Below are 12,066 nucleotides of genomic sequence, written 5' to 3' on the forward strand. Positions count from 1 at the left end.
AACGTGCCGTCAAACCATGCTGTCAAAAAGGTAGGTGATAAATTCGCAGGGTCTGGCATGAAGCTACGAGACATTCGCATTGACGACGGCAAGCCGAGCAGCCTCGAAAGCATCTTGGAGGAGAATGTCGAGTACTATTCCGAAGCGGGTTTTTGGGACAAGATCGGCAATAGCGCTCGAAAGGCGGGAAGGAAGACCTTGGAGCCCGCCCTGAAGATGTACTACTCGGCCCAGGACCCCAACACGCCGCTATGGGCGAAAACCACCATCTATGGCGCGCTGGGCTATTTTATCTCGCCCATCGATGCCATCCCCGACCTCACCCCTCTGCTCGGCTATACCGACGACATGGGCGTGCTGGCTGGCGCGCTTGTCATCGTCGCAGCCAAGATCAACGACAAGCACCGGGAGAAGGCCAAGGCCACCCTGACCAGATGGTTTGGTTAGCGATCGCACCGCCAGAACCGTTCCCATCGGTTGGTACGTACTAAGCCATCCAATGCAAAACGTAAACAGCCACTCGCAAGCGACTTCAGCAAACCTGCCTTGCGCCTATTCCGAGACCACCGGCTCATGCGCATCTTCTAGTAAGCCAGGCAGTAGTAGATAGGATCGGTCTATTGAGTACCCTCGAACATGCGGTGGCGGGCGTTATCGATATGCGAGCGCATCGCGGCTTCTGCCCGCTCGCCATCTTTGTCGCAGATAGCCTCCACGATGGCCAAGTGTTCATATTGCACCATCTGTAAACGTTCCTGAGACGCCATCAACGACAGGCCTCGGGTCAGATTCATGCCTTCCTTTATGCTCTCGTTAAGTGATTTCATTACGGTGATGTAGTAATGGTTATTGGCCGCCTCGGTGATTGCCAGGTGAAAGCGGTAGTCCTCGTCGGTTGCCAGATCTTGTCGGGCATTAGCTTCGTCAATGATGTCGTAGCAGCGACGAATCTGATCGAGTTGCTCCTGGGTGCGACGCAGAGCCGCCAGATATGCCGCTCGCGCCTCGACGTTGGTACGAAATTCAAAGCAGCGCTGAATATCAGCAATGCTGGAAATCGGCGCAAACTTAAGCACGGCACTATCGGGCTGACGGATCACGAAACTGCCTGAGCCCCGCCGGGACACTACCAGTTCGTCCTCTTTGAGCCGAGCCAGAGCGTCGCGTAACACCGGTCGGGACACTTCATAGCGCTGGCATAGTTGCGCCTCAGTAGGCAGTTTCTTGTTGACCGGATACTGACCTTCGATGATCGCTTCCAAAATCTTTTCGTAGACCGCCGAAGCCAGTGAAAACTTCTCGTCTTGTGCCATCTTGCCCTGCTCCGGTTTTTGTTCCCTGGAGGCCGCACCGAGGCGGTACCTCCCATTTTCGACTGCAAACGATGCCTCGCCTTGGCCCTTTTGGCCACACCGGGCGTCTTGTGCCCTTTTGGCTGCATCTACGGGCTTGACGCCACACACCTCTGGCTTAGGATGCCTCGGCCTCAAGTTCAGTGCCTTGCAGGCCCTGCGTCCCTTCTAGATGCCGTTGGCGATGATCAGGGTCTGGTTAGGATCGCCAGCCCCACCAGCACCAAGGCCGCATAGTCGATGTACAGCAGCATGATCGGGGTGAAGTCCTCGTAGAATAGTTCGGCGGCAAACTACCGGCCCATGGCATTGGTATCGCCACCGACGGACCAAGGGACGATCAGGGTGATGGGCTTGGAGGATAGTCGCCAGCAACCGTGGAGGTGTCCACCAGCAGGGGAAGCGCGAAGCAGACGTGAAAAGGTTCGCATGAGCTATCTCTCTTGTTGCCGAGCATTTGAGGAACCGGTCAAGGCCAACGAACCCCGCTACCGGGAAAAGCGCTTGCAAGAATGCCTCCACAGCATCTAACATACAAGTTATTACAACTTATACTTTATGCTAACATCGCTCGAGGCGAGCTCATTACGCTGCGTCTTGTGAGTTAACTCGACGACAGACAAAAATTAATCAATAGCAAAAACAGTTAATTACAGAAACAAAACAAACCATAAGGTCAGTTGGAAAGAGCGCCTTCCAGAATCGTCCCGGCGCCATGAGCCGATGCACTTTTCCCGATTTGTAATTATTTGTTTGAAGTTATTCAGCCGCTAGGCTAAGGTTGAGCGCACATACCCAGGCTGGTCGCACTGCGCCTTTCCTCCCACCTATCAACACCTATGATGCGGCCTGCTGCAGGCCCGATTGGGTCAGGAGCACTTCATGTTCGCAGACGTTTGTTATTGCCATTCCTCTGACGAACACCATTATCGTCGTCAACCCTATTAACAGGAGATACCATGACACTCGAAGGTCATCATCTGATCGGCTTCACGTCGCAGGGCGGTTCCACCGACGGTGGCGGCATCTCGGCGATCAACCCCGTCTCCGGCGAGACCCTCGCCCCCTTGTACCCCATGGCTGGCCAGACTGAGGTCGAACGCGCCTGTCAGCTGGCCGAGGACGCCTTCCTGCCATACAGTCGCCTGCCGGTGGCTGATCGCGCGGCCTTTCTCGAGGCCGCGGCCGACAATATCGATGCCATCGGCGACACCCTGACCGAGCGCGCCATGGCCGAGACCGGCCTGCCCAAGGCGCGCCTTGAAGGCGAGCGCGGCCGTACCTGCGGTCAGCTCAGACTGTTCGCCGAGGTCCTGCGTAGCGGTGACTACCTGGGCGTGCGCATCGAGGATGCCCTGCCCGAGCGCACGCCCATGCCGCGTCCGTCACTTGCCCAGCAGCAGGTGCCGCTGGGCCCGGTGGCGGTGTTCGGCGCCAGCAACTTTCCGCTGGCATTTTCGGTCGCCGGCGGCGATACCGCGGCGGCGCTGGCCGCGGGCTGCCCGGTGATTGTCAAGGCCCACTCCGCCCACCCGGGCACATCCGAGCTGGTCGGGCGTGCGGTACAACAAGCGGCCAAGAGCTGCAGCATGCCGGAAGGTGTGTTCTCGCTACTCTACGGCAGCGGTAGCGAACTCGGCCAGGCGCTGGTCAAGGATCCGCGCATCCAGGCGGTGGGCTTCACCGGCTCACGCAATGGCGGCGCCGCCCTGCTGCGCACCGCCCAGGCGCGCCCTCAGCCAATCCCGGTCTACGCCGAAATGAGCAGCATCAACCCAGTGGTGCTGCTGCCGCAGCAGTTGGAAGCCAACGCAGAAGCCCTAGGCGACGCCTTCGTCGCCTCGCTGACCATGGGCGCCGGCCAGTTCTGCACCAACCCCGGGCTGATCCTGGCGCTGTCTGGCACTGCGCTCGAACGCTTCGTCGAGCAGGCTGGCGCGGCGGTGCGCGAGGCCGCGCCCCAGCCGTTGCTGACCCCTGACATCCACACCGCCTATCAGCAGGGCGTGGCGCAACTCACCGACCAGCCGGACGTCTCTCTGGTCGCCAAGGGCAAAGCTACCGTCCATCTAGCCTGTCCCTGCCAGCCGCACCTGTTCCGCACCACCGCCAACACCTTCATCGGCAACGACGCCCTGCACGACGAAGTGTTCGGCGCCTGCGCGCTGGTCGTCGAGTGCGACTCGGTGGCACAAATACAGCAGGTACTCACCGCCATGGAAGGCCAGCTGACCGCTACGATGCACCTTGAGGAGGCAGATTACGCGATGGCCGACCAGCTTCTGCCGCTGCTCGAGCGTCGCGCCGGTCGCATTCTATTCAACGGCTGGCCCACCGGTGTCGAGGTATGCCACTCCATGGTCCACGGCGGCCCCTGGCCCTCGACCTCAGACTCGCGCACCACTTCGGTGGGCAGCGCCTCAATCCAGCGCTTCCTGCGCCCGGTATGCTACCAGGCGCTGCCGGAGGCGCTGGCCCCGGATAGCCTAAAGGCCGACAACCCTCTAGGGTTGCCCCGCCAAGTAAACGGCAAGCGTTAGCGGTACCACGGCTGGCGATGCCAGCCCCCCCCTTAAACCGCCATCGATTAGTAGGGGTCAGTTCACTTCCTAGGGGCCCGTTCACTGGGATTGGGGCGAGGCTCTTTTTTTGTGGTCTACGTTGGATGGCGCACCTCCCCGCATCACCAGCCCCACCGGTGAAACATGGGTCAGCTGGCTCGACGAGGGGGTTAATGAAGTGCCGCTGACAGCTTTATGGATCGCGGCTTCCGGTTAGACCCTGCCCTACCATTCAGCTTGGCCGTTTCCCATCGCTCCACGGAGCACCAAAAAATGGCGCCTGATCATGGTGGGGGCCGTGATCAGGCGCCGAAGCTTTCTGCTATTTGATCGTTTACATGCCTCAGGTGGCGCTTTCGTGGCCCCTTAGCTGCACCGGCTTACGGATCGCCAGGAAATAGACGAAGATCCCGGTCAGCACGATGAAGAACAGGCTATCGGGCTGGGCCACAAAGACCGTCAGGTCGCCGTTAGATAGCGTCAGGGCACGACGCAGGTACTCCTCCAGGCCCGGCCCTAGGATAAAGCCGAGCAGCAGGGTCACCACCGGATAGCCATGCTTTCTCAGGTAGAAGGCCAGTACCCCCATGACCAGCGCCATCATCATCTGGAAGGTCGAGTAAGTCGCCACATAGCAGCCCACCACTGCCAGCATGGCGATAGTGCCGAACAACACGTCGCGGCGAATGCGCACGATGCGGATGAAGTAAGGACCGAGCAGGTACATGGTCAGTGGGATCAGGATCAGTGCGCTGAAGATCAGCGCCGCCAGCATAGGCGCGATCAGGCCGGCCTGTGATTCCATCAGCTGGGGCCCCGGCTGGATGCCATTGATCACCAGCACACCGAGCACGATGGCCGTGATCGGATCCCCCGGAATGCCGAAGGTCAGCATCGGCACCAGGGCGCCGCCGCAGACTGCGTTGTTGGCGCTCTCCGCCGCCGCGATGCCCTGAGGGTTGCCCTTACCGAAGCTATAGGGCTCGCGGGAGGTCCGCACTGCTTCTACATAGGCCAGAAAGCCGCCCATGGAGCCCCCAGCACCGGGCAGGGTCCCCACCAGATAGCCGATGATAGAGGACTTCAGGTAGCAGACCGCGCCGATGCGACGGATAGCCGAGCGCGACGGGATGAAATCGCGGCGGCGAATCTTCGCCACCCCCTTTAGCTGCTCGCGGATACGCCTGGCCTTGTCGTTCTCGGCCAGTTGAGTCAAAAGCTCACTGATGGCGAAGGTGCCGATGATCACTGGCATCAGGTCGATCCCTGCCGCCAGGTCACCTATGCCAAAGCTGAACCTGGCCACAGGCACCATGGCGTCAAGTCCCACGGTGGCCAGCATCAGGCCGAGACAGGCGGCGATAGCCGCGCGGCGGACGTTGCCCCGTTGGGCAATAACGATCACGATCAGCGCGAACAGGATCAATGCGCACTTGCCAGTGGTCTGCACCAGCAATGACAGATCGGCGATCAATGGCGCCAGCAGCACCAGCAGCACCGCGCCGAACACCCCGCCGATCATCGAGGCGAAAGAGGCATGACCCAGCGCTAAAGGCCCCTCGCCACGCTGCTGCATCGGGTAGCTATCCAGCGCCGTCATCATCGACGAGGGGGCACCGGGAATATTAATGGTGGTGGCGGTAATGCTGCCACCGCACATACCGGCCATGTAGATGCTAGCACAGGCCATCAGCGCCGTAGTCACATCCAGGCTGTAGGTCAGCGGCAACAAGAGCGCCAGTGCCAGAGTCGCGGTCAGGCCAGGAATGGCCGAGAACACGGTGCCGATCAGGAAGCCGGCTACCACATAGAATAATATTGTGGGATCGAGCAGTAGGCCGAAGCTCGCCACCACCTGTGTCATGAAATCCATGGGGCACCCCCGGAGTGTCGCACGGCGGAGATCACCGAGCGGGCGGCATCAGTCGTCATGGCTCACCCCCACAGCGTCGGCAGACGGACGTTGAAGATCTGGTTGAAAAGCACGAAGCCCACCGCGGTGATGGCAAGCGCGATCGCGCCCTTACTCAGCCATTTGTCGAGCCCCGAGAACAGCAGCATCACCCCCAGCACATAGACCAGGGTAGACAGCACATAGCCCAGCCACTGAAACACCAACACGTAGACCAGGGTCGCCAGCATCAGGGTCAATTCCGGCGAGATGCGACGATCAGGGACGAAGCCCTCCTTCGTAACAGCCTTGCTGGATGCATCGGCCTGGGCCTGAGCATCGGCAGTTGTGTCGCGCACCGCGGACCACCACTGCAGGCCGCACAGCACCGTGGCCAGTACGCCGATCAGCAGCGGAAAAAAGGACGGGGTCAACTTGCCAGCCTCGTGGGGAGGCCCCATCGCCAGGCCACCGATCAGGTAACCCAGCGCCAGCAGCGCCAGTACGCCATGGAACCGGGCCGCGCCGGAGCCAAGCGCACGCACCAGCAGGGAAGAAGATAAACGAGACATGCGAAACCTCTCTCGGCCCCTACATGGGTGACCGACAACACAGTGATCGGAAGGAGTGGATCGTTAGAGAAGATCAGCGTACCCGGGCAGACACGCTTCCGAGCGCCAAGCGCTCTATCCGGTTGATCTCTTGCCATCGGCGAGAGACGTCACCGATGGCCCTGAAACCCTTAAGGCTTACAGGTTCAGCTCATCCATCGCGGCGAAGGTCCGTTCCTGATAGCTGTCGATCCATTCGCTGACTTCCTCGCTGCCTAGCCAGCCCGGAGTGATACCGATGCTGGTGACCCACTGCTGGAACTCGTCGCTTTGGTAGGCCTCGTAGTAGATCGACTCCAGGGTTTCGATGGCGTCTTTCGGCGTGTTGGCCGGCGCCGCCAGTACGATAAAGCTACCGGTTTCTAGTTCCACTCCGAAATCCGAGATCGGCGGCACATCGGGATAGGCGGGGTTCTGCGAGCCAGACAACTCGACCACGCCCAGGGCGTCACCGGAAGACAGAATCCCCGAAAAATCACCCAGGCTCGAGATGGCGGCATCAATCTCGCCGGACAGCAGCGCCTCGGCCTCGGCGGTGGAGGAGCCCGGGTAGGAGATCACGTTGAAGCTCACCCCGGTGGCCGCCTCCAAGCGACGCACCGCCAGATAGGGGCCGGAGCCCTGCGGCGCTACGCCGATGCGTACCGTGCCAGGGTTCTCCTTGGCCGCCTCGATCAGCTCCTCGAAAGAAGAATAGCCGGACTGCTTGGATACCACGATGGCGTCTGCCTCCTGGGTGACGCGAGCAAAGGGCTCAAGCTTGTCCAGCGAGTAGCCTGGCACCATGTTGCCCCGCGGCAGGGTAACAACGCTGTCGTAGGTCAGCACACCAATGGTATGTCCGTCGGGGCGCGCCTTGGCCAGCTGCATCAGGCCGGTGGCAGTCACCGCACCGCCAATGTTCTCGACGTAGATCGAGGTGGGCAGCGATTGTTCAGCCAAGTTGCTGATTTTGCGTGAGATGGCATCGGCACCACCACCGGCCGGCCAAGGCACAATCATGCGGATGTCGCGCTGGGGAAAGTCGGCTTGGGCAGCGGGCACGGCCATCACCACGGCCAGCACCGCACCGGCAAGAGTCGCACCGATCGTCCTTTTGACGAGACATTGGCGCAGGGCAGCGTTGAAAGGGATGAGAGCAAACATGGCGGCTCCTTACATTATGGTTGTGACTGTGTGGTAGTAACGAGGCGGCGCTCTTTCAGCCGCGGGATTCCTGCTGGCGCAGGTAAGTCTGGTATTCCTCCTGAGCTTGCTCGCTGGGTGGATATAGACCGATGACCGCCGCGCCAGCGTTGACCTTTTCCAGCACGTAAGCTTCGAAGGCCTCCATACCGCTGGCCTCCTTGGCAATCTCGTCGGCCAGTTCCAGCGGTACTACGATAACGCCGTCGCCATCGCCGACTAGCACATCACCCGGATAGACCGGCACGCCGCCACAACCGATAGGCTGCTGGATATCTACCGCATGGTGCTTGGTCAGGTTAGTCGGAGCGCTGGGCTTGGTGCAGAACACCGGCATCGACATGGTCTCGGCGTACTCGGAGTCACGTACGCCGGCGTCGGAGACGAAACCCGCACATTCGCGCACCTGCAGGCGGGTCAGCAGAATGCTGCCTGCGCTGGCGGCGCTGGCATCCTGACGACAATCAGAGACCAGTACGCGCCCCGGGGGTACGCTCTCCACCGCCAGGCGCTGGGGGTGCTCGGGGTCACGAAAGGCGGCGACCACATCGAGGTCTTCTCGGGCCGGGATGTAGCGTAGGGTATAGGCCTGCCCCACCATCTTGACCTGGCTGGTATTCATGCGGCTGACGTTCTGGATATAGGTATTCTTCAACCCCCGCTTGTGCAGCAGGGTGTGCAGCGACGCCGTCGACGCCCGCATCAGGCGTTCGCGCGTCAGGTTGGACAGCTCTTCAGGGGGATAGTCGTTGATGATGCTCATGGGCTCCGCCTATAGCTGGCAACTAGTGGCCTTGGGTGGCGGGATCACTATAGGAAGCGCCAGGAGACAGTTCAAACAACTTTTTACAAATTATCCAGCTATCTTCGAAAATCCATCTCAAAAAAAATATAAGCCTAATTAAAATTAATTTTTTATTTATTTAAAATCAATTACTTAAATCAACACAAACATAAACATCTGGCCAAGACATCGCTTTCTTAGACATAGGTATAATAGGGAAATATTTGTTTTCTACCCATTGAAGCGCCTCCGGCAAGCGTCAGTATGTCGCCACTGGAGTGAGGCATAGCCAACCACCACGGCAAGCCACATGCCACTGAGCAGGGTCAGGCCGCATTCAGTCACAACGAGGAAAGGGCAACTGGCTTAGAATCAATAACACCCCAACACCATCTGTAGGTGGTGAAGCGGGCACTGAACCTTGCCTATCGGGAGTGGGGGGGAAGCTGGACCGTTTTTTTGGGCGAAACGGGTGATCGCCCTGGCAGCACTCACCGACCTGCGCCACCGCTATGCCAGCATGCTGGCCCAGGCCGGCGAGAGCATGACCACGGTGCGCGATCTTCTAGAGCATTCCAGCCTGATCGTCGCCAGCCGCTACGCGCACATGTTCGATGCGGGTCTGAACGATATCGGCTCTCGCCTGCCGAGCTTGAGCGGGGCCTTCTGCGACCACGCACTAGAAAGAGAGGGCAGAAACGCAAACAGCCGCTCGTAAGCGACTGTTTTCCAAGTGGTACCGGCGGTCGGACTCGAACCGACAAGGGCTTGCACCCGGCGGATTTTGAATCCGCTGCGTCTACCAATTCCGCCACGCCGGCAGCGCCGAGCATTATACGTGGCCGGTGCGATAGGTCAATCGGCGAACCTGACGCGCTCGACGATTTTCGGTATCCTTGCCGGCTGTTTCCGGCTGCCTTGCAGCCACCGCGAACGAAACCCCTCGATGATCAATGGGGACCGACCTGCATGCAGCGTGCCGACTTCCACTATGAGCTCCCCGAGGAGCTGATCGCCCGCTATCCGTCCGAACGACGCAGCGATTGTCGGCTGCTATGCGTGAGCGGCGAGACCGGCGAGCGCGCCCATCGCCGCTTCACCGACCTGGTGGAGCTGCTCGAACCCGGCGACCTGCTGGTATTCAATGACACCCGCGTGATCCCGGCACGGCTGCACGGCTATAAGGCCAGTGGCGGCAAGGTAGAGATGCTGCTGGAACGCCCGTTGGACGCTCACCGGGGGCTGGCCCACATTCGCTCCAGCAAGTCGCCCAAGCCGGGTACCGAGCTGATCTTCGAGGGCGGGGTACGCGCCGTCGTGGAGGGTCGCCGCGAGGCATTGTTCGAGCTGCGCTTTCCTGGCGAAACACCGCTGATCGAGCTGCTCGAACGCCACGGCCACATGCCGTTGCCGCCCTACATCGACCGCGCCGACGAACTCACCGACCGCGACCGCTACCAGACCGTCTACGCCCGTCGCGACGGTGCCGTAGCCGCCCCCACCGCGGGACTTCACTTCGACCAGCCGCTGCTGGAACGCCTGGCCGAGAAAGGCGTCGAAAGCGCCTTCGTCACCCTACACGTGGGCGCCGGCACCTTCCAGCCGGTGCGCGCCGACGATATCCGCGAGCATCAGATGCATAGCGAATGGATCGAGGTGAACGAGACGGCTTGCGACAAGGTGCGTACCGCCCGGGCCACGGGGCGCCGCGTGATCGCGGTGGGCACCACCAGCGTGCGCTGCCTGGAGAGCGCCTGCATGAAGCGTACGAACGGCGAGATCGCCCCGTTCAGCGGCGAGACGGATATCTTCATCTATCCCGGCTACGCGTGGCGCTGCGTGGATGCGTTGATCACCAACTTCCACCTGCCCGAGTCGACCCTGCTGATGCTGGTGTCCTCCTTCGCCGGGTATGAAACCACCATGGCGGCCTATCGTGACGCCGTGGCCGAACGCTACGCCTTCTTCAGCTATGGCGACGCGATGTTCCTGACCCGCAAGCGCGCCTGAACCCCAAGACTTCCTGACCCGCAAGGCATCTTCCGTTCCGACGCCTTGCAGTAAAGACGAGAACTCCATGCGAAACGAATGCTTCATGTCCTTCGAGCGACTGGCCAGCGACGGCCGGGCCCGCCGCGGTCGCCTCACCTTCCCCCGCGGTACGGTCGAGACACCGGCGTTCATGCCCGTGGGCACCTACGGCACGGTCAAGGGCATGACGCCCGCCTCGGTGGAGGAGATCGGCGCCGAGATCATTCTCGGGAATACCTTCCATCTGTGGCTGCGCCCCGGCACCGACGTGGTCGAGGCCCACGGCGACCTGCACGACTTCTCCCAGTGGCAGAAACCGATTCTCACCGATTCGGGCGGCTTCCAGGTCTTCTCGCTGGGTGAAATGCGCAAGATCACCGAGGAGGGCGTGCATTTCCGCTCGCCGGTGGATGGCGCCAAAGTGTTCATGGGCCCCGAGGAGTCGATGGCGGTGCAGCGCTCGCTGGGCTCGGACGTGGTGATGATCTTCGACGAATGCACCCCCTACCCCGCCAGCGAGAAGGAGGCCGAACTCTCCATGGAGCGCTCGCTGCGCTGGGCAAGCCGCTCGCGCGACGCCCACGGCGACTCGCCCTCGGCGCTGTTCGGCATCATTCAGGGCGGCATGTACCCCGAGCTGCGTCGGCGCTCGCTGGATGGCCTGCTCGAGATCGGCTTCGACGGCCTGGCCATCGGCGGGCTCTCGGTAGGCGAGCCGAAGGAGGAGATGATCGGCGTACTCGACTATCTGCCGCAATGGATGCCCGAACATTATCCCCGCTACCTGATGGGCGTGGGCAAGCCCGAAGACCTGGTCGAGGGCGTGCGTCGCGGCGTCGACATGTTCGACTGCGTGATGCCGACTCGCAACGCGCGCAATGGCCATCTATTCACGGCCGGGGGCACGATCAAGATCCGCAACGCCAAGCACCGCCATGACACCCGGCCGCTGGAGGAGGCGTGCGATTGCTACACCTGCCAGCACTTCTCGCGGGGCTACCTGCACCACCTGGATCGCTGCGGCGAAATGCTCGGCTCGATGCTCAATACGATCCACAACTTGCGTTATTATCAGCGCCTGATGGCCGGTTTGCGCGGTGCCATCGAAGCGGGTACATTGGCTGACTTCGTGGAAGGCTACTATGCGCAGCGGGGGCTGCCGGTACCTGACGCGCCGGATTCTTGACCGATCGGCGTCGCCCGGAGCGGCGCCGATCGACGGACTCTCTTTCGCGACCCAACTTACCTTCAGGAGACACTCCCCTCATGCTGGATTTCTTTATCTCTCCGGCCATGGCCCAGGACGCGGGCGCCGCGGGCGGCGGCATCGCCCAGATCGTCATGCTGGTCGGCTTCGTTCTGATCTTCTATTTTCTGCTATGGCGTCCCCAGGCCAAGCGGGCCAAGCAGCATCGCGAACTGGTCGGCGGCCTGTCCAAGGGCGACGAGGTCGTCATCGGCGGCGGCCTGGTGGGCCGGATCACCAAGGTGGGCGACGAGTTCCTCACCCTGGAAATCGCGGAGAACACCGAGGTCAACGTGCAGAGGAACGCCGTGGCCAACGTGCTGCCCAAGGGCACCATCAAGTCCATCTGACGTCGACGTCCCTCGCCCTTGCCGACGGCCACCGGCCGGGTGACGGCGAGGGCCG

General features: G+C 61.3%; 11 protein-coding genes and 1 tRNA gene. 6 read left to right on the forward strand and 6 right to left on the reverse strand.

Translation table 11 applies throughout. The features are described 5' to 3' along the window. Window positions 1–57: 57 nt before the first annotated feature. Window positions 58–447, forward strand: coding sequence for a YkvA family protein (locus F0A17_RS09210; protein WP_149328026.1), 390 nt, complete (start codon window positions 58–60; stop codon window positions 445–447). A 170-nt stretch (window positions 448–617) separates the two neighbouring features. Here F0A17_RS09210 and F0A17_RS09215 read toward each other — a convergent pair whose 3' ends face one another. After that, window positions 618–1,313 (reverse strand): FadR/GntR family transcriptional regulator, encoded by a 696-nt coding sequence (locus tag F0A17_RS09215; protein WP_149328027.1) that lies wholly within the window; start codon window positions 1,311–1,313, stop codon window positions 618–620. 998 nt (window positions 1,314–2,311) lie between these two features. Here F0A17_RS09215 and F0A17_RS09220 point away from each other — a divergent pair. After that, on the forward strand, window positions 2,312–3,892 hold the full coding sequence (locus F0A17_RS09220) for an aldehyde dehydrogenase (NADP(+)) (RefSeq protein WP_149328028.1): 1,581 nt from the start codon (window positions 2,312–2,314) through the stop codon (window positions 3,890–3,892). Window positions 3,893–4,256: 364 nt separating this feature from the next. On the opposite strand, the gene F0A17_RS09225 is transcribed toward F0A17_RS09220, so the two are convergent. The 4 genes from F0A17_RS09225 to F0A17_RS09240 form a co-directional block, all read right to left on the reverse strand. Then, entirely contained in the window at window positions 4,257–5,786 is a 1,530-nt protein-coding gene (locus tag F0A17_RS09225; protein ID WP_149328029.1) for a tripartite tricarboxylate transporter permease, read from the reverse strand. Window positions 5,787–5,848: 62 nt separating this feature from the next. Further along, window positions 5,849–6,376 (reverse strand): tripartite tricarboxylate transporter TctB family protein, encoded by a 528-nt coding sequence (locus F0A17_RS09230; RefSeq protein ID WP_149328030.1) that lies wholly within the window; start codon window positions 6,374–6,376, stop codon window positions 5,849–5,851. 177 nt (window positions 6,377–6,553) lie between these two features. Continuing rightward, window positions 6,554–7,561 (reverse strand): Bug family tripartite tricarboxylate transporter substrate binding protein, encoded by a 1,008-nt coding sequence (locus F0A17_RS09235; protein ID WP_149328031.1) that lies wholly within the window; start codon window positions 7,559–7,561, stop codon window positions 6,554–6,556. A 55-nt stretch (window positions 7,562–7,616) separates the two neighbouring features. Further along, a complete protein-coding gene (locus tag F0A17_RS09240; RefSeq protein WP_149328032.1) occupies window positions 7,617–8,363 on the reverse strand; it encodes a ribonuclease activity regulator RraA in 747 nt (248 codons plus the stop codon). 493 nt (window positions 8,364–8,856) lie between these two features. On the opposite strand from F0A17_RS09240, the gene F0A17_RS09245 reads away from it, so the two are divergent. Further along, entirely contained in the window at window positions 8,857–9,102 is a 246-nt protein-coding gene (locus tag F0A17_RS09245; RefSeq protein ID WP_187774668.1) for a site-specific integrase, read from the forward strand. Window positions 9,103–9,118: 16 nt separating this feature from the next. Here F0A17_RS09245 and F0A17_RS09250 read toward each other — a convergent pair. Then, window positions 9,119–9,205: transfer RNA gene (locus tag F0A17_RS09250), tRNA-Leu, on the reverse strand. A 148-nt stretch (window positions 9,206–9,353) separates the two neighbouring features. Here F0A17_RS09250 and queA point away from each other — a divergent pair. From queA to yajC, 3 genes are all read left to right on the forward strand, one after another. Further along, the gene (gene queA / locus F0A17_RS09255) at window positions 9,354–10,394 is read left to right on the forward strand and encodes a tRNA preQ1(34) S-adenosylmethionine ribosyltransferase-isomerase QueA (protein WP_149328033.1); all 1,041 of its coding nucleotides are present in this window, start codon (window positions 9,354–9,356) and stop codon (window positions 10,392–10,394) included. An 85-nt stretch (window positions 10,395–10,479) separates the two neighbouring features. Beyond that, window positions 10,480–11,601 carry a tRNA guanosine(34) transglycosylase Tgt gene (gene tgt, locus F0A17_RS09260; protein ID WP_187774677.1) on the forward strand — a complete coding sequence of 374 codons (1,122 nt, stop codon included), beginning with the start codon at window positions 10,480–10,482 and terminating at the stop codon, window positions 11,599–11,601. 80 nt (window positions 11,602–11,681) lie between these two features. Then, window positions 11,682–12,011: a preprotein translocase subunit YajC gene (gene yajC, locus F0A17_RS09265; protein WP_149328035.1), complete on the forward strand. Its 330-nt coding sequence runs from the start codon at window positions 11,682–11,684 to the stop codon at window positions 12,009–12,011. Window positions 12,012–12,066 lie beyond the last annotated feature (55 nt).

The organism is Billgrantia pellis (genome assembly GCF_008297955.1).
Classification (GTDB): Bacteria; Pseudomonadota; Gammaproteobacteria; order Pseudomonadales; family Halomonadaceae; genus Halomonas; species Halomonas pellis.

Bases quoted from the DNA above. Each gene is read 5' to 3' on its own strand.
- yajC (WP_149328035.1), top strand. From the start codon at position 11,682: ATGCTGGATTTCTTTATCTCTCCGGCCATGGCCCAGGACGCGGGCGCC.
- F0A17_RS09215 (WP_149328027.1), bottom strand. From the start codon at position 1,313: ATGGCACAAGACGAGAAGTTTTCACTGGCTTCGGCGGTCTACGAAAAG.
- F0A17_RS09240 (WP_149328032.1), bottom strand. From the start codon at position 8,363: ATGAGCATCATCAACGACTATCCCCCTGAAGAGCTGTCCAACCTGACG.
- F0A17_RS09230 (WP_149328030.1), bottom strand. From the start codon at position 6,376: ATGTCTCGTTTATCTTCTTCCCTGCTGGTGCGTGCGCTTGGCTCCGGC.
- F0A17_RS09220 (WP_149328028.1), top strand. From the start codon at position 2,312: ATGACACTCGAAGGTCATCATCTGATCGGCTTCACGTCGCAGGGCGGT.
- tgt (WP_187774677.1), top strand. From the start codon at position 10,480: ATGTCCTTCGAGCGACTGGCCAGCGACGGCCGGGCCCGCCGCGGTCGC.
- queA (WP_149328033.1), top strand. From the start codon at position 9,354: ATGCAGCGTGCCGACTTCCACTATGAGCTCCCCGAGGAGCTGATCGCC.
- F0A17_RS09235 (WP_149328031.1), bottom strand. From the start codon at position 7,561: ATGTTTGCTCTCATCCCTTTCAACGCTGCCCTGCGCCAATGTCTCGTC.
- F0A17_RS09225 (WP_149328029.1), bottom strand. From the start codon at position 5,786: ATGGATTTCATGACACAGGTGGTGGCGAGCTTCGGCCTACTGCTCGAT.
- F0A17_RS09210 (WP_149328026.1), top strand. From the start codon at position 58: ATGAAGCTACGAGACATTCGCATTGACGACGGCAAGCCGAGCAGCCTC.